Consider the following 15,828-nt stretch of genomic DNA (forward strand, 5'->3'; position numbering starts at 1 on the left):
CAGTTGAAAAATAAGAAGCCTTTTCCCCGCTTTTGGGTCGGACTCGCCGCACTGATGCTGCTTCTGCTGCTGCCCTGGATCGTTTGGGAGGCCCGCCCGGCGAAAAGCCTCTCGGTTGCCGTATTGGACAAGACGGTGGTCGACGACAGCTACCGGGAGCACAAAGGATTGTTCTGGATCTTGAACCAGCAGAAATACCGGATGCCGGGCGGCGGCAAGTACTTGTACGATCGCGATTATTACGGCAATTTCCCCGGCGAAAACGGCGTGCGGCAAGGGGAACGGACGCTGGCCGATATGCCGGAAGACGTACAGCTGATCTACGCGGCCGATACGTACGGCCTTGCCGAAGCGGAGGCGCTCGAGAGCGGGGACGCGGAAGCCGGCGTACCGGTCAATGCCGGCGGGAAGGCGCCGCAGCGGCAGGAGGGCGGCATGAAGATCGCCGACGTTAATGCCATGGAGTCGGCTTCCGCGCGGGGAACGATGCTGGTCGCCGAGTTCAATTCCGTCGCGACGCCTACGACCGGCGCGGTCAGGGAAAGGGCAAGCGCCCTGTTCGGCATGAATTGGACCGGCTGGACCGCGCGTTATTTCCGGGACTTGTCCGAAGGCGTCGAGATTCCGTCCTGGGTACCGGGCCGTTACCGGGAGATTACCGGCAGCGACTGGGCCTATACGGGCGCGGGATTTTTGTTCGTGCAGAACGACGGGGACCTGTTCGTGCTCCGTGAAGGCGAAGAGACGAGCGGCGGGGCCCGGATCTCGTTCACTTCCGCCGGGAAGGAGCGCTTCGGCATGAACCCGAACGACCGCTACAATTACTGGTTCGACATAGTGACGGCGGCCGCGGGCAGCGAAGTTCTCGCGGAATACAATTTGCAGCTGACCGATAACGGCCGCGCGCTGCTGGCCGAACGAGGGATCCGCGAAAATTTCCCCGCCGTGATTCGGCGGGAAACCCCGGCGGGAGGATTCGACGGCGCGATTCCTTTCGGAGCGACGGCGTCTCCCGCCGCGGGGCAGGTGAGCTATTACTTCGCCGGCGACTATGCCGACCACGACGAATACCCGTTTTGGCGGCGCTACGCGGGCTGGCCGACGTTCAAGAGCTGGTTCACGTTCGATACGCCCGGCAGCGAAGAAGCTTTTTACTGGGACGTCTATGTGCCGATGATGCAAAAGGTTCTGGAAGAAGCGTCCTCCGTGAACGTATCGGTCGAGCCGGGTCATTCGGAATGAGGGAAGAACGCGTCTTTGGACGCGAAAAGACGACATAAAGAAGGCAAAAACGGGAATTCGGCGCAAATTCGAAGCTTTTCGGATTCGCCTGCCGGCGAATCCGAAAAACTTCTTCCCCATTTTGGCAGATTAGGGATTCACAAAAAGGCAAAGGGCCTTTATAATGCAGATGTAAGCCCTTTCAATACAACCCTGACTTGGAGTCTTCGCCTCGGCGGAGGCTCTCTTTTTATGGGATTTTCGAAGGGCGATCGGACAGAAAAACCGGGCCTGGACGATGCCCGGCAATTTATTCGGCCCTTTTGCGCGGACAAAGTTACTTACCCGAAGCCGGTTGGGTAATAAGGGGGGAGTCTGTGCGACAGAGAAACGATGGGAATGGGAGGAAATGATATGAAGCATTCATCCGGGGGACCGATTTACGCGTACGAGCCTTGGACGGTAACCGAGCATACGCTGGATACCGAACAAAATCTGCGCGACGAGACGATCTTTGCCGTGGCCAACGGATATTTGGGCATGCGCGGCAATTTCGAGGAAGGCTATTACGGTCCGCTGGGCACTTCGCTGCGCGGTACGTATATCAACGGATTTTACGAGTCGGCTCCGATCGTATACGGCGAGGAGACTTTCGGTTCGGCGCCCGACCGCGAAACGATGCTGAACGTCGCCGACGCCCAGATCATCCGGATCTGGCTGGAAGACGAGCCGGTGCACATGTTCCAGGGCACGCTGTTCGGCTACTGGCGCCAGCTCGACATGCGCAAAGGCTGCGTGACCCGCACCATTCAGTGGCGCTCGCTCGAAGGCCGCGAAGTCGAGATTACGTTCGAACGCATGGCCTCGCTCGACGACCCTCATCTGCTGCTGCTGCGCTGCACGGTCAAGCCGATCAATTTCGAAGGGAAAATCCGCTTCGAATCGGAAATCGACGGCAATGTCGTCAATCAGTCGTCTTCGGGCGATCCGCGTTCGGGTTCTTCGTTCTCGGGACCTGTCCTGATGACGCTCGAGATGCGCGAAAACGGAACGTACGCCGGCATTATGCAGCGTACCCGGGTGACCGGCTTCCACGTGGCCTGCGCGGCCGAACACAAGCTGACGGGCGGCGAATACGAGCTGACGACGGAAGCTTCGAGCGGGAAAGTGGAGAAGCGTTTTACGGTATCCGCGCAGCCGGGCGACGAATTCGTCTTGGAAAAATACATTGTCTACCATGCTTCGGAAGGAGCGAACACCGGCGATCTGTGGAAAGACGGCATCCGCCAACTGGACGAAGCGATGGAGCGGGGATACGACAGCTACGCGGCCATCCAGGAAGGCATCCTCGACGAATTCTGGATGTCCGCCGACATCGTGGTCGAAGGCGACGAAGCGCTGCAGCAGGGCCTGCGGTTCAGCGCTTATCACGTCTTCCAGTCCGTGGGCCGCGACGGGCGGACCAATATGGGCGCGAAAGGACTGACCGGCGAAGGATACGAAGGCCACTACTTCTGGGATACCGAGATGTACGTCTTTCCGTTCTTCCTGTATACCGAGCCGGAAATCGCGCGCAAGCTGCTGGATTACCGGCATTACATTTTGCCGGAAGCGCGCAAGCACGCCGAAGAGCTGAATTTCAAAGGCGCGCTGTTCCCGTGGCGGACGATCAGCGGCGAAGAGACGTCGGCTTATTTCCCGGCGGGCACCGCCCAGATTCATATCAACGCGGATATCGCGCATGCCATCAAGCTGTACAACGAGGCCGTCGACGATCCCGATTACAAATACGGCGACGGGTTGGAGATTCTGATCGAGACCAGCCGCTTCTTCGCCGCCTACGGAAGTTTCATTCCGGGCCGGGGATTCTGCATCAACGGCGTAACGGGGCCGGACGAGTACACGGCGCTCGTAAACAATAACGCCTACACGAACGTGATGGTGCAGGATCAATTCGAATATACCGTTCAACTGCTGGAGGAGATGAAGCATCTGCACGAAGGCCGCTGCGAAGAGCTGTGCGACCGGATGAGCGTGACGGACGCGGAGATCGGCTCCTGGCGCAAGATGGCGGAGGAGATGTTTATTTACCGCGAACACGGGATGATCGGCCAGGACGATTCGTTCCTGCACAAAGCGCCGTGGGACTTCGCCAATACGCCGAAGGAGAAGTATCCGCTGCTGCTGCATTATCACCCGATGGATATTTACCGTCACCAGGTGTTGAAGCAGGCGGATCTCGTACTGGCTTTCCACGTGCAGCCGGACCGCTTCACCCGGGCGGAAAAGGCGCGCGGCTATCTCTATTATGAAGGATTGACCACGCACGACTCGTCGCTGTCGGCCTGCGTGCACTCGATGGTCGCGTCGGAGCTGGGCTATATGGATCAGGCTTACGAATTTTTCATGGAAACGTCCCGCCTGGATCTCGACGACACCCACGGCAACGTCAAGGACGGCATTCACGCCGCCGCGATGGCCGGCAGCCGTCTGGCGATCGTCCACGGCTTCGCCGGGATGAAGCAGGACCCGGACAGGCTCAGCTTCCGCCCGGTACTGCCCGGCCAGTGGGAACGATGCGCCTTTTCCTTGAAATGGCAGGGACGCCGGCTGCATGTGAGCATCGTGCAGGATTCGACGACGTATCGCATCCTCGAAGGCGATCCGGTGAAGATCGAGCACTTCGGCGTCGTCACGGAACTCGAGGAAGAATTGACGCTGCCGAACCGCGTTCTGGGCGGCGTGCTGTTCGACCTGGACGGGGTCATTACCGACACGGCCGAGCTGCATTACCAGGCCTGGAAAGAACTTGCCGACGAGCTGGGCATCCCCTTCGACCGCGAATACAACGAGAAGCTGAAAGGCGTGGACCGGATGGCTTCGCTGAAGCTGATTCTGCAAAACGGAGACCGGAAATTTTCGCTGGAAGATATGCAGAGGCTCGCCGACCGCAAAAACGAGCGGTACAGGGAGCTGCTGCTCACGCTGACGCCGGAAGCGCTGCTGCCGGGCGTGCGCAAGCTGCTGAAGGCGCTGCGCCGCGACGGTATCCGGATCGCTCTGGCTTCCGCCAGCCGCAATGCGGCGACCGTGCTCGACCGTCTCGGCGTGACCGACCTGTTCGATTTCGTGGCCGATGCGGGCGCCGTCGCGCTGCAGAAGCCGGACGCGGAAATTTTCCTGAACGCAGCCGAAGGCCTGGGCGTACATCCGCTGCGCTGCATCGGGATCGAAGACGCCGAAGCGGGCGTCGTGGCCATTCACCGCGCGGGCATGCAGGCCGTCGGCATCGGCACGGAAGAGACGCTGCCGGACGCCGATCATCACGTCTCGTCGCCGGCGGAGCTGAATCCGGCGCTGCTGCGGGAGTGGATGAGCGAATTTCCGAAGCGGGAACTGAGAGGCTGACGGACTTCCATGCTCGGTAAGACAACCGAATAAGTATCGCAAATTTCGCCGCGCGGCGTATCCTTAAGGGAGAACCGCGCGGTTTTTTTATTTTTGGGCAGGTTGAAACTTTTCGCGGAGTCCCGGCCGTCATAGCGGTGCAGTTTCACAAGAGGGGGAGAGAGGGTGGCCGAGACGCTGAGATTGGAACAAACGGGAGAGCGGGCTATCGAAAATGAGGAAGAACGCTTTTTCGAACGGATCGACAGGCAGAGCGGCAGGCTGTACAGCATCGCTTACAGCTATCTGCGCAGCGACGCGGATGCGCTGGAGATGCTGCAGGAAGCCTCGTTCCGCGCCTGGTCGAAAAAAAAGTCGCTGAAAGACGAAGCGCTGTTCGATTCGTGGCTGATCCGCATCTTGATCAACTGCTGCATGGACGAGCTGCGCCGGCGTAAAAGGGTGGTGCCGGTCGAACGCGTCGGCGAGGAACGTGGCGCGGCCGAGATGCGAAGTTCCAGCCGGATCGACCTGGAACGGGCGATGGCGAATATGCCCGAGAAATACCGCCACGTGCTGACGTTAAGGTTTTATCACGACATGACGCTGGGCGAAATCGCCCGAATTTTGAACAAGCCGGAAAGCACCGTCAAGACGAGGCTGTACCGGGCTTTGAAGCAGATGCGCAGCCGGCTTGAGCAGGAACGCTAAGAAGCGGGGAGGAAAGCGAACATGGAAAAATACCGTACGGAAGAACGGATGCTGGCGGAAGCCGCGGAGGAGGATCGCCGGGAGCGGCATATGCCTTCGGCCGCGCAGCGAAGCGCCGCCATTCGCAGAGGCATGGAGAGGGCGAACGGCGGGACGCGCCGGAGGGCGGGCTTCGTCTACGGAGGAGCGGGAGCGGCGGCGCTGGCGGCGGGAGCGCTGCTGATCGGATACGGCGGCTTCGCGGGAGAAGGGACGGCGCCTTCGGAACCGTCTTCGTCCCAAGCGGCGGATCCGCAGAAGGTGGAACCGTCTTTGGAGCCTTTTTACCCGCTGGTCATGCGCAATGATTCGACGATCGCCAGCGCGCTGAAGCGCGGCGCGGCGACGCCGACGGATATCGTCTCCGAGCGGGACGGCTTTGCGCTGAACATTCGGGGCACGGTACGCGACAGCCGCAGCGTGACGCTGTTTTATACGCTGAAAGGCCCCGGCGGGGACCGACTGTCGCTGAACCGGCCTAAGCTGGTGGATGCTTCGACCGGGAAAACGGCGACCTGGGAAGAAGACGGCGCGCCTCCGAACGAACAGTTCGACGTGTTCGAACGGGCTCAATACGGCGTGATCACGATGCCGCTGCGCCCGGAATTCGGCGGTTCGGAGCAGTTTGCGTTGAAAGCCTACGCCGTGTCGGGACGCGTCGGCGCAGACGGCAATCGTCTGCAGACGTTCGACGTTCCGCTGACTGTCGCCTCGAACGCGGATGAAGAACAATATACCGTGTTCGAGCAGCCCAAAACGCTTAAGGTAGGCGGCCAGTCCGTCGAAATCGAGCGCATGCTGGTCACGCCGCTGCGGATCTACTTGTCCGTGAGCCAAGAAACGGAGCAGACCTTCTTCAGCTTGGTCAACCCGCGTCTGGTCGTGACGCACGACGGTAAGAGAAAGACGCTGGCGCGCGAATCAATGTGGCCTTATCCGGACCGCGCGGAAAAAATCAACTACCGGCTGGTGTATGCCAATACCTCGGGAACCGGACGTCCCGATTCGATCGCGTTCCGCGCGGAAGGCATCGCGAAGGCTCCGGAAGCAGGCAGCGTCTTCGTCGTGGACACGGAAAAGTCCGAAGTGCTGCGGGCGCCCGGAGAAGATTACGCGGCAAGCTTGACGGCAGCGGCGTCGACCGACCTGTCCCAACTGACGGTGACCTACCCGATCTCGTCCAAAGATTGGGCCGAGAACCGTTCCCTGCTGCTTGACCTGACTTTCACGGACGGAGACGGGAAGACGCACAAGCTGCGGGAAGATGCGAACGGATCGTTCGGCGGAGGCATGAGCAATGCCGACGGAACCGCCTCCGCCTACGTCTATCTGGAAAAGCTCGATTATCCGCAGCCGCTGACCTTCAAAGTCGCCGGCGCGCCGGGCTGGACGAAAGACGAGCAGGAGATTACGCTGAAATAAGGGCAAAAGACGCAAGTGCCGGACCGGACGACGCTGTCGTCCGGTTTTTCTTGTCTTTTTTGCCGAATCCGAAAACCGTTCGCCGTCTCCGCGCCGTCTACTATACATAATCGATTAGAAAAGAAACACGCGTGATTGAAGCAGAGGGGGCCTGCAGGTGGATACACCGCTGGAAGTGAAGCAAGGCAGCGCGCGCGCAGCGGAAGAAAACGAAGAAAAGTTTATCGGCAAAATCGCGGAGCATCGGCGGAAGCTGTACGGCATCGCCTTCAGTTATCTGCACAACGAAGCGGACGCGCTCGAAGTGCTGCAGGAAGCGTCCTGCAAAGCCTGGGTCAAGCGCCGGTCGCTGAAGGACGGCGCGGCCTTTCTGCCGTGGATGATCCGAATCCTGATCAACTGCTGCATGGACGAATTGAGAAGGCGCAAACGGGTTTCGCCGTCGGAACGTGCGGGCGAGGACCGCACCGCGGAGATGATCAGCTCGCATCGGATCGACCTGGACCGGGCGCTGGCGCAGATGCAGCCCAAATACCGGCACGTCATCATCTTGAAATACTATCACGACATGACGCTCACTGAGGTCGCCCGCGTCTTGAACAAGCCCGAAGGCACGGTCAAAACCTGGCTGCATAAGGCGCTTAAGCAAATGCGGGAACTGCTCTAACGGCGGGAGCGAGGCGAAAAGGAGGAAAAGGCATGGAAAGCAAACGCGAAGAGCAGTTGTTCCGGCAGGAAGCGGAGAGGGAAGCAAGGGAGACGGCCGGCATCAACGATGAAAAGCTGATGCGCGCCATCCGCAGCGGCGTAAAAAGGGGCGGAGCTCAGAGCCGAAGACGGACCTATCGTTACGTTGGAGCCGGGGCTGCGGGCGCGGCATTGGCCGCAGGCCTGTTTTTGGCTGCCGACGGGCCGGAACTGTGGAACCGAGCGGCTGTCGTTCAGGCGCCCGCACCCGAACAGACGGCGGATGAGGGCGGAAGTTGGGGCGAGTACGAACAATTCCGGGCCAGCGCGTCGGCCGATCCGGTTCTCAAAGCCGCGCTGGACAAAGGGGAAGTGCAGCCGCTGGACGTGACGGCCGAAGGAGACGGATACACGCTGGAGCTGTTCGGTACGGTGCGCGACAGCCGAAAACTTACGCTGCTGTACGCGATCGGCGGAGAAGGGGTGCGTTCGACCGCCGTCAGTCTGGGACGGCTGACGGACGCATCGGGACGGGAGCTCGGGAAGCAGGAAGAGCGCCGGGACTTTTATGTGGACGGTCGTTTGTACGGATACGCAACGTTCGCGTTGAACGGAGCGGAAGGAGAGGAGCTTAAGGCGTTCAAGCTCGAAGCGCCGATCTACAGCCGGACGGCCAATCCCGGTTACGACAAGGACAGCGAGAAGCTGGCCGTGCTGACGGCGGATGTCGCGCTCAAGCCGGCCGCGAACGGAGGCGCAGTCGGCTCGCTTGAGCAGGAACTGGCCGCCGGGCAGACGATGACGGTCGACGGGCAGCTGCTGCGCGTCCAGGAGGCGCTCATCACGCCGCAGCGCGGTTACTTGGTTCTCGTCTCCGACGCGGCCAATGACAAGAACATCTCCCGCTTGGTCGGAGCGAAGCTGACGGTGACGAAGGACGGGAAGGCGACGGTATCGAAAGGAGGGCCCGGCGTCGGGGTCGTCCTGACGGAGGAAGACGGTTCGACGCGCTTCGAATTTACGTTTAATCGGGTGCCGCTGCCGAAAGATCCCGACTCCGTCACGTTCAGCGTGGAAGGGATCGAAGCGCTGAGCCGGGAAGAGCAAAAACTGGTCGTCGACACCGAGAAGAAAAAGGTGCTGCAGGCGCCGGACCCGGGAACGTCGGTGGACGTCAATCCCGGAGCGGAAGGAACCGAAGTGCTTCAATTGAATTATCCGATCGATTCGGAACGCTTCTTCGGCGAGGATCCGCCGTCTCTGATGTATCTGGACACGACCTTCGCCGATGCGGACGGCAAGGAATATCCGCTGTCGTCTTTCGTCGGGGAGAACGGCATGGTCGTCAGCGAAGTGCAGCCGGGCAGCAAATCGACATTCGCATCCTACGTTATGGAAGATAAGGATTATGCGCAGCCGCTTACGTTCAAGATTTTGGTGTACCCGAAGGAAATTCTCGAACACCGCGAACTGAAGCTGAAATGATCGGCGGCGAGGGTTTCGCAAGAAAAAAATAAAAAATGACTTTTGCCGAATCCGTTTGGGCTTGCGCTCCGTCAACATAGTGATTGAATTCTTTTATTATCCAGAGGAGGATGGAAATGAGAAAAAGACTTCAAACCGCAAAAAGGTTCGCAGGCGCAGGCACGGCGGCAGTTTTGGCTTCGAGTATGCTGTTCGCGGCTCCGGGGGCTTTCGCGGCTTCGGCACAATCGGTTCCTGCCGTCTCGGCGTCCGAAAAAGCGCCGGTCGCGAAAGATACGGGAGCGTTCGAGAATTTCCGCAAAGCGATCGGTCAAGACGATGCGGTGCTGACGGCCGCGCTGGACAAGGGCAGCGTGGAAGCGTTGAACGATTCCGTCAGCGGGTCCGGCTACACGCTGAATGTCAAAGGCGCGATTCGGGACAGCCGCAGCCTGACGCTGCTGTACGAGCTGAGCGGGGACAACGCGGACAAAGCGGCGCTCAGCCGTATTTCGCTCAAAGAAGGCGGCCGGGAACTGGTTAAGTCCCAAGGCCTCTCGAACTCGACCGTCATCGGCGGCAAAGTGTACGGTTACGCCTCGTTCCGCCTGGCGGAGTCGGACGGCACGCTGGGCACGTTCAGCGTGACCGCGCCGGTATACAGCCGCACGCCGAATCCGGGCTACGATCCGACCAGCAAGCTGCTGACGACGCTCAAGCTCGACGTGCAGACCGACCCGACGAAGTTCGGACAGCACGAAAGCAGCCTGAAGACCGGGCAGACGATCACTTTGGACGGACAGAAGCTGAACGTGACGGAAGCTTACAGCACGCCGCTTCGCACTTACGTGACCCTTACCGCGGACAAGTCGAACAGCAAAGAAATTTTCCGCCTGTACGGCGTGAAGCTGACACTGGGCAAAGACGGCGTCGAACAGACGGCGCGGCCGCAGCTGGGCGTGTCGTACAACGACGGTTCCGATTACATTTTCGAATTCCCGAACGAAGCGCTGCTGACCGAGCCCGACAGCGTCGTCTTCCATGCGGACGGGATCGAAGCTCTGGACAAGGACCAACTGAAGGCGAAGCTGGATACGAAAAAAGGCACCGTCGACGCTCCCGCGATTCCTGACCTGAAAGTGAAAGTGGAAGATGCTTCGAAGGACGTATCCAAAGCCACGTTTACGTACAAAGTGGACCCTGCCCTTTACGAGGATCCGCAGGATCTGGCTTCGCAGCTCGTGCTGGGAACGGAGTTCACGGACGCGTCAGGCAAGAAGCATAAAACGGTCGAAGCGCCGGACGGTTCCGGTTTCGGCTACTCCTATTCCTACGGCGACAGCGAGGAAGGCATCGTGACCGTGTATTTCAAAAAAGGCAGCTATCCGCAGCCGCTGACATTCGACATCTATATGTATCCGAACCTGATCCCGGACGCGCAAAATCTGGATTTGAAATAAGCGTTCGGCGTCAAAAGACCGCGATCGGACCGTCTTCCCGGGAAGACGGTCTTTTTTAATGCCTGTTTTTCCGGCTTTTGTTAAAATAAATCAATCGTTTTGAACGGGCGGCGCGTCTTACAGGCATCAGATTTTGCAAAAGGCTGATATCGGAGGCGGCGCGGAGCCATGCGGCGGCATAGGCTTCGGCGGCGCATCCGGTTCCGTCGGCAGGGGCTGCTGCAGCGGCCCGGACAGGAGGGGAATGAATATGGAGAAGGCGGTGGAGAAAGCGGAACGGCACACGGAAATGGAACGTTCCGCGAACGCGGAGGAAGAGCTTTTTTTCAAACGGATTTCGGAGCAGCAGCGGAAATTGTACGTGATCGCGTTCAGTTATCTGCGCCGCGAAGCGGACGCGCTGGAAGCGGTGCAGGAAGCGTCCTGCCGGGCGTGGATCAAGCGGAAAAAGCTGAACAACCCGGACATGTTCTCGAGCTGGCTCGTCCGGATCGTCATCAACTGCTGCATGGACGAGCTAAGGCGAAGAAAGAGGGCATTTCCGACCGCGGAGATCGAAGAGAGACACGCGGAGGAGATGCGGAGCAACGAACGGATCGACCTGGAAAGGGCGTTCGGACGAATGAAGCCCAAGTACCGCCATGCGGTCATGCTCAAATATTATCACGGCATGACGTCGGCGGAGATCGCGAAGGTGCTGGGAAAGCCGGAAGGAACGATCAAGACGTGGCTGCGCGAAGGGCTGAAGCAGCTGAGAACGTTATTATAAAGCGAAAAACGGGAGGGAACACGGATGACCAACCATGAAGAAGAGAAGCTGCGGCGAGACGCCGAACGGGCGGCGCGCGATTCGGAAAAGGTCGGGAGCATGGAATTGAACGAGGCGACGCGGCGGGGGATCGGTCAAGGCAAAAAACGTGCGGCACGCCGCCGCGCGGTCTACGGGACCGGGGCGGTAACGGCCGCGGCCGCGGCGATGATCGCGCTGTCCTCGTCGCTGATGCCGGGATCGGGCGCTACCGGCGACGAACCGGGACAGCCCCGGGTAACGGCCGGAGTGCCGAACGGCGGGCAGGAGGCGGACGCGCAAAAAGAAAACCCGAAAGACTATCGGGGGGTCGGCATGGACGCGAACGTGTCCCGGATCATCGAACGCGGACACATGTCTTCGATCGATCGGACGGTCTCCAAAGACGGATATACGCTGACTCTTCGGGGCGAGGCGATGGATGACCGGAAGATGTTCGTCGCGCTCTCCGTGAAAAACGATACGGATCAGATTGCCCGGGTCAGCCGCACGGAAGTCGATTTCGGCGAGGGCGTCCACAGCCAGTGGAAAAGCCGCATGGGGACGGAAGGCGAGCTGATTCCCGGCAGCACCGCGACCTATATCGCGGAGATCGAACTGTCGCCGGAAGACGAATATCCGGAAGACGCGATTTTCCGTGCCGGAATCACTCCGGGAGACTTCGGCCGGCCGGCCGGCCAAGAAGTGACGATCGACGTTCCTTTCAAGGCGCATACGGAAGCGCTGAAGGACGAAATCGAGACGGTGGAAGTCAATCGGGAGCTTGAAGTATCGGGGCAGAAGATCGAAGTGAAAAGCGTGGAAATTACCCCGCTCGGCATTTATCTGGACTACGCGGAAAACGAAGCGAACGACAAGCGGTTGTTCAGCCTGATCGATCCGAAGCTGAAGCTGACGGACGCGGACGGAACAACTGTCGCCAATCCCCGTTTTATCGGCGGAACCTACGGCAAAGACACGCTGAACTTCGAAGCGGCCGACCTGGAAAGCCCGTCTTCCATCGACTTTTCGGTAGCGGGAATCTCCGCCGCGGACCCTGAACAGACCCGGCTTGTGCTCGATACGGAAACCGGGAAGATCGTCGAAGGGGGCGAAGGCCTGACGGTGTCCGTCGACCCGGACGAAAAGGAGATCACGCTGGAGCGCACGGTGGGCGAGTACAACGAGTATAATCAGGTCCATGCGGATGCGTTCATGCTGGAAGAAACGTTTACCGACGCGAAAGGCATCGAGCACAAGCTGTCCGATCCTCTCGGAGAACGGGAGAACCGGGACGGCAAGATGACGGAATCGCTTACGGTCGGACTCGGCGCGGGCGAAGTGGCACAGCCGGCCGAATTCCGCATCCGGAGTTATTGGAACCCGATTCTCGAAGCCGCGGAACTGAAAATCAAATGAGGCCGCGCGTCGGTATCGAAAAGCCGTTTTCCGTCAAGGAAAACGGCTTTTTCGCCTGTGCCCGCTTGCGTTTCGGGCCGCGTTTGTCTATATTGGAAAAAAATCGAAACGGGGAGGGACGGGCATGACTTATTCGCAGCGCGGCAGCTCGCAGGCCGGGGCTTCTTCGAATATCGCGCACCTGGAATACCGGATCGGCGAGCTGAGCGACCGGACGCGGCGGCTGGCGGACGAGATCGAAGCTTCGCAAAGCGGACCTGAAGAGCGTTTGAAGGAACTGCGGGCCGAACTGGAACAGGCGCGCAACGAACTCGGCGGACTGCAGGAAGAACTCGCGGCGTACGAAGATTGACGCCGAGGGTTCTTTTTGGTTGGCGCGGTAACGGGAAAAGCGCGGACCGCCTTTGCGGTGCCGCGCTTTTCCGGAACCCGTTTCCGGCTCCGGCTTTCGTTCCGTTGTTCCGCGTTTGGGGTCCGCTTCCGATTCAGCCCTGCGGTTCCGGCTTGAGCGCGTCGCGGTAATACAGCCGGAACAGGATGTCCTGGTTGTAATTGCCGAAGCCGCTGCCGAACAGCGTAACGCCGCCGACATGCTGCGCTTCGCTGCGCACGCCGATCCGGAATTTCCACTCCTTGCTCGACGGAGAAATTTGGTCCAGCGTAACGGAAGAGAGCGGCGTGCCGTCCATAAAGGTACCGCTCCGATTAATCTTCAGCCTTTTCAGCAGTCCGTATTGATTGATGTCGTTCGGCCACCAGGCCGGCGTCAGATTGCCTCGCCGCTCGCCGTAGTCGCCCGGACTCGTCCAGGTGCCGAGCTCGACGCCGTTCACGTAGAACGTAATGTCGGACGGCCAGTTCTCGTCGATGCCGGGCGCTTCGGACGAGATTTCCATCGAAATCTCCAGCTCTTCCGGCGTCTGGCTGGACAGCAGAAAGTTCGGGGCGCGATATTCGACGAAGCCCTGCCCGAACCAGAGAATGGAAGCGTTCACCCGTTCCGGCGACAGAAAAAATCGAGGGTCGTCGAACTGGCCGATCATTTTCTCCGTCGTGGCGAGTCCGCAGGTCGGATGCACTTCCCAGTCGGTAAAATGGCCGATCGGGACGTTGACCGGATGCACGGAGCGGCGATCGCTGCCGGCTTTGGGCAGGATGATCTCGATTCGGTCTTCGGCCAGCGAGCAGACTTTGCGCGCCCCGCCCCGGCCGGCCATCCGCTCCGTACGAATCAGTCCGGCCGTCTCGAGTTTGCGCACGTGCATGGTCATAATGGCGCTGCTGAGTCCCGAAGCTTCGGCCAGCTCGCGCACGTTCATCGGCCGCTCGGCAAGCAGCGAGAGCAGATTAAGGCGGACTTTGCTGGCAAGCGCCTCGTAGACGGGCAGCGATTGTTCGGTGATGTCCAGTTCCATGGCTTCCTCCAAATGGCAGTGATTTTCAAAATATCCGATAGGTGATCGTCTTCCTATCAGTATATAATGCGGAGCGTACAAAAGCACGGCCTGCGCCGGATCTCGTGCAATTCGGCTGTCGAATCCGGGCAAATTTCGACAATACGGTTTCATCGAGGCGTCATCCTCTTTAATAATGAAGCATACGAAACGACTTTAAACCTGTTCCGCATCGGAAACGGGATTCGATAAAGGAGAATATACACATGACGGCAGCAGAACGGACAGTGCACTTTTACGTGGGAACCTATGCTTCGGAAACGGAGGACAGCTTGTTTCACTGCGTCTTGAATGCGGAAAACGGCGAAATGCGACTCGTTTCCGGATTAAGCGGGATCGAAAATCCGTCCTACCTCAAAACGCAGGCGGGGCGGGGAACGCTGTATGCGGCGAGCGAAAAAGAGGACGGCGAAATTTTCGCGTACACGATCGACCCCGAGGCCAAAGAGCTGCATCTGCACGACCGAAAGTCTTCGGAAGGATCCTCGCCATGCTTCGTCGAAACGACGCCCGACGGCAACACGCTGCTGGCTGCCAATTACGGGGGCTGCGTCACGGCATTCTCGATTCGGGACCGGGGCGTGCTTCGGTTGGAGAGCCGCGTTCGGCATACCGGATCGGGACCGAATCCGCAGCGCCAGGAAGGACCGCATCCGCATTCGTTCGTTCCTTCGCCGGACGGCGTGTTTCTGTTTGCGCCCGATCTCGGGACGGATCGCATCGCCAAATATACGCGCGAAGACGAGCTGCTGTTCAGGCAGGACGATACCGTGCTGCCGCCGGGAACGGGCCCGAGAACGCTCGTTTTTCACCCGGGAGGCCGCTGGGCTTACGTGTCGGGCGAATTGGACAACACGGTAACGGCCTTTCATTACGAAGCGCAGATCGGCCGGTTGACGCCGATTCAGCGCGCGGAGCTTCTGCCGGAAGACCGGGCCGCCGATCCGGCCAATACGGCGGCGCATGCCGCGGTATCGCCGTGCGGGCGCTACGTTTACGTATCGAACCGCGGCGACGACAGCATCGCGCAGTTCGCCGTCGATCCGGAAGACGGACGGCTGACCTTCGTCGAGCGGGTGCCGTCGGAAGGACGGGTCCCCCGTCATTTCGCGATGACGGAAGGCTTTTTGCTGGCGGCCAACCAGGAGAGCGGCAGCATTGTTTCTTTCTCGGTTAACCCCGAAGACGGCCGGCTGACGCCGACGGGATTCGCGCTGGAGCTGAACCGTCCCGTATGCGTCTGCCCGCTGACGGAATAGAAGAGCGGAGGAGTCCCGTTCCGAAGAAGCGCGGAGACGGGCGCATGAAGGAGGGAGCGGAGTGAAAGCATTCGACTACGATCTCGATTACGAGAATCTGGATCTGCGGAAGCATCCCGAGCTGTATCGGATCGGCCGCGGCGAACAGGGCGTACTGCTCGTTCAGCCTTACAAGGGCGAGATTTTGCCGCACTGGCGCTTCAAGACGCCGGAGATCGCGCGCGAATCGTCGGACAAGATCTATGCCCTGTTTTTGGCCTATAAGGAAGCGGACGATTTCGTCGGCATGGATATGGCCCGGAAGTTTTTGCAGATGGGTTACACCAGGGCCCGGCGGTATACGAATTATAAAGGCGGGCGAAAATACGCGGAAAACGGCACGCTGTCGATCCGAAAAGGAGACCCGCAGAAAGCCGAATCGGCCGGCATTTTCAAGCGGGCCTGGGAAAAGGCGAAAACGGACGAGGACTATAAGCGCATGATGAACGAGCACCGGGAAAGGTACGAACAGTAAAAAG

14 protein-coding genes are annotated in these 15,828 nt (G+C 59.7%); 13 read left to right on the forward strand and 1 reads right to left on the reverse strand.

Going from position 1 to position 15,828, the window contains the following annotated elements; genetic code table 11:
- Nucleotides 1-3 precede the first annotated feature (3 nt).
- From GYN08_RS18900 to GYN08_RS18950, 11 genes are all read left to right on the forward strand, one after another.
- Nucleotides 4-1,242, forward strand: coding sequence for a hypothetical protein (locus GYN08_RS18900; RefSeq protein WP_166277584.1), 1,239 nt, complete (start codon nt 4-6; stop codon nt 1,240-1,242).
- 15 nt (nt 1,243-1,257) lie between these two features.
- Nucleotides 1,258-1,584: a hypothetical protein gene (locus tag GYN08_RS18905; protein WP_166277587.1), complete on the forward strand. Its 327-nt coding sequence runs from the start codon at nt 1,258-1,260 to the stop codon at nt 1,582-1,584.
- A gap of 51 nt (nt 1,585-1,635) precedes the next feature.
- Nucleotides 1,636-4,629, forward strand: coding sequence for a beta-phosphoglucomutase (gene pgmB / locus GYN08_RS18910; protein WP_166277590.1), 2,994 nt, complete (start codon nt 1,636-1,638; stop codon nt 4,627-4,629).
- Between the two features lie 165 nt (nt 4,630-4,794).
- On the forward strand, nt 4,795-5,319 hold the full coding sequence (locus GYN08_RS18915) for a sigma-70 family RNA polymerase sigma factor (protein WP_166277593.1): 525 nt from the start codon (nt 4,795-4,797) through the stop codon (nt 5,317-5,319).
- Between the two features lie 21 nt (nt 5,320-5,340).
- Nucleotides 5,341-6,780: a hypothetical protein gene (locus tag GYN08_RS18920; RefSeq protein WP_166277596.1), complete on the forward strand. Its 1,440-nt coding sequence runs from the start codon at nt 5,341-5,343 to the stop codon at nt 6,778-6,780.
- Between the two features lie 157 nt (nt 6,781-6,937).
- The gene (locus GYN08_RS18925; RefSeq protein WP_328802978.1) at nt 6,938-7,447 is read left to right on the forward strand and encodes a sigma-70 family RNA polymerase sigma factor; all 510 of its coding nucleotides are present in this window, start codon (nt 6,938-6,940) and stop codon (nt 7,445-7,447) included.
- A 32-nt stretch (nt 7,448-7,479) separates the two neighbouring features.
- The gene (locus GYN08_RS18930) at nt 7,480-8,952 is read left to right on the forward strand and encodes a hypothetical protein (RefSeq protein ID WP_166277599.1); all 1,473 of its coding nucleotides are present in this window, start codon (nt 7,480-7,482) and stop codon (nt 8,950-8,952) included.
- 116 nt (nt 8,953-9,068) lie between these two features.
- Nucleotides 9,069-10,391: a hypothetical protein gene (locus tag GYN08_RS18935; protein ID WP_166277602.1), complete on the forward strand. Its 1,323-nt coding sequence runs from the start codon at nt 9,069-9,071 to the stop codon at nt 10,389-10,391.
- A gap of 250 nt (nt 10,392-10,641) precedes the next feature.
- Entirely contained in the window at nt 10,642-11,160 is a 519-nt protein-coding gene (locus GYN08_RS18940) for a sigma-70 family RNA polymerase sigma factor (RefSeq protein ID WP_166277605.1), read from the forward strand.
- Between the two features lie 24 nt (nt 11,161-11,184).
- The gene (locus tag GYN08_RS18945; RefSeq protein ID WP_166277608.1) at nt 11,185-12,597 is read left to right on the forward strand and encodes a DUF4179 domain-containing protein; all 1,413 of its coding nucleotides are present in this window, start codon (nt 11,185-11,187) and stop codon (nt 12,595-12,597) included.
- 124 nt (nt 12,598-12,721) lie between these two features.
- A complete protein-coding gene (locus GYN08_RS18950) occupies nt 12,722-12,949 on the forward strand; it encodes a hypothetical protein (protein WP_166277611.1) in 228 nt (75 codons plus the stop codon).
- Between the two features lie 133 nt (nt 12,950-13,082).
- Here the strand turns inward: GYN08_RS18950 and GYN08_RS18955 are convergent, their stop codons facing one another.
- Complete coding sequence (locus tag GYN08_RS18955; protein WP_166277614.1) at nt 13,083-14,012, reverse strand: ArsR/SmtB family transcription factor; 930 nt, start codon at nt 14,010-14,012, stop codon at nt 13,083-13,085.
- 245 nt (nt 14,013-14,257) lie between these two features.
- Between GYN08_RS18955 and GYN08_RS18960 the strand changes: the two genes are divergently transcribed.
- Together GYN08_RS18960 and GYN08_RS18965 are read left to right on the forward strand one after the other, a co-directional pair.
- Nucleotides 14,258-15,310 (forward strand): lactonase family protein, encoded by a 1,053-nt coding sequence (locus tag GYN08_RS18960; protein WP_166277617.1) that lies wholly within the window; start codon nt 14,258-14,260, stop codon nt 15,308-15,310.
- 61 nt (nt 15,311-15,371) lie between these two features.
- The gene (locus GYN08_RS18965; RefSeq protein ID WP_166277619.1) at nt 15,372-15,824 is read left to right on the forward strand and encodes a DUF4385 domain-containing protein; all 453 of its coding nucleotides are present in this window, start codon (nt 15,372-15,374) and stop codon (nt 15,822-15,824) included.
- The last annotated feature ends 4 nt before the right edge of the window (nt 15,825-15,828 follow it).

Source organism: Saccharibacillus alkalitolerans, from assembly GCF_011090185.1.
Classification (GTDB): domain Bacteria; phylum Bacillota; class Bacilli; order Paenibacillales; family Paenibacillaceae; genus Saccharibacillus; species Saccharibacillus alkalitolerans.

What these genes read in the sequence shown, in the direction of transcription:
- pgmB (WP_166277590.1), top strand. Translation starts at nt 1,636, where the DNA reads ATGAAGCATTCATCCGGGGGACCGATTTACGCGTACGAGCCTTGGACG.
- GYN08_RS18920 (WP_166277596.1), top strand. Translation starts at nt 5,341, where the DNA reads ATGGAAAAATACCGTACGGAAGAACGGATGCTGGCGGAAGCCGCGGAG.
- GYN08_RS18930 (WP_166277599.1), top strand. Translation starts at nt 7,480, where the DNA reads ATGGAAAGCAAACGCGAAGAGCAGTTGTTCCGGCAGGAAGCGGAGAGG.
- GYN08_RS18935 (WP_166277602.1), top strand. Translation starts at nt 9,069, where the DNA reads ATGAGAAAAAGACTTCAAACCGCAAAAAGGTTCGCAGGCGCAGGCACG.
- GYN08_RS18940 (WP_166277605.1), top strand. Translation starts at nt 10,642, where the DNA reads ATGGAGAAGGCGGTGGAGAAAGCGGAACGGCACACGGAAATGGAACGT.
- GYN08_RS18945 (WP_166277608.1), top strand. Translation starts at nt 11,185, where the DNA reads ATGACCAACCATGAAGAAGAGAAGCTGCGGCGAGACGCCGAACGGGCG.
- GYN08_RS18950 (WP_166277611.1), top strand. Translation starts at nt 12,722, where the DNA reads ATGACTTATTCGCAGCGCGGCAGCTCGCAGGCCGGGGCTTCTTCGAAT.
- GYN08_RS18955 (WP_166277614.1), bottom strand. Translation starts at nt 14,012, where the DNA reads ATGGAACTGGACATCACCGAACAATCGCTGCCCGTCTACGAGGCGCTT.
- GYN08_RS18960 (WP_166277617.1), top strand. Translation starts at nt 14,258, where the DNA reads ATGACGGCAGCAGAACGGACAGTGCACTTTTACGTGGGAACCTATGCT.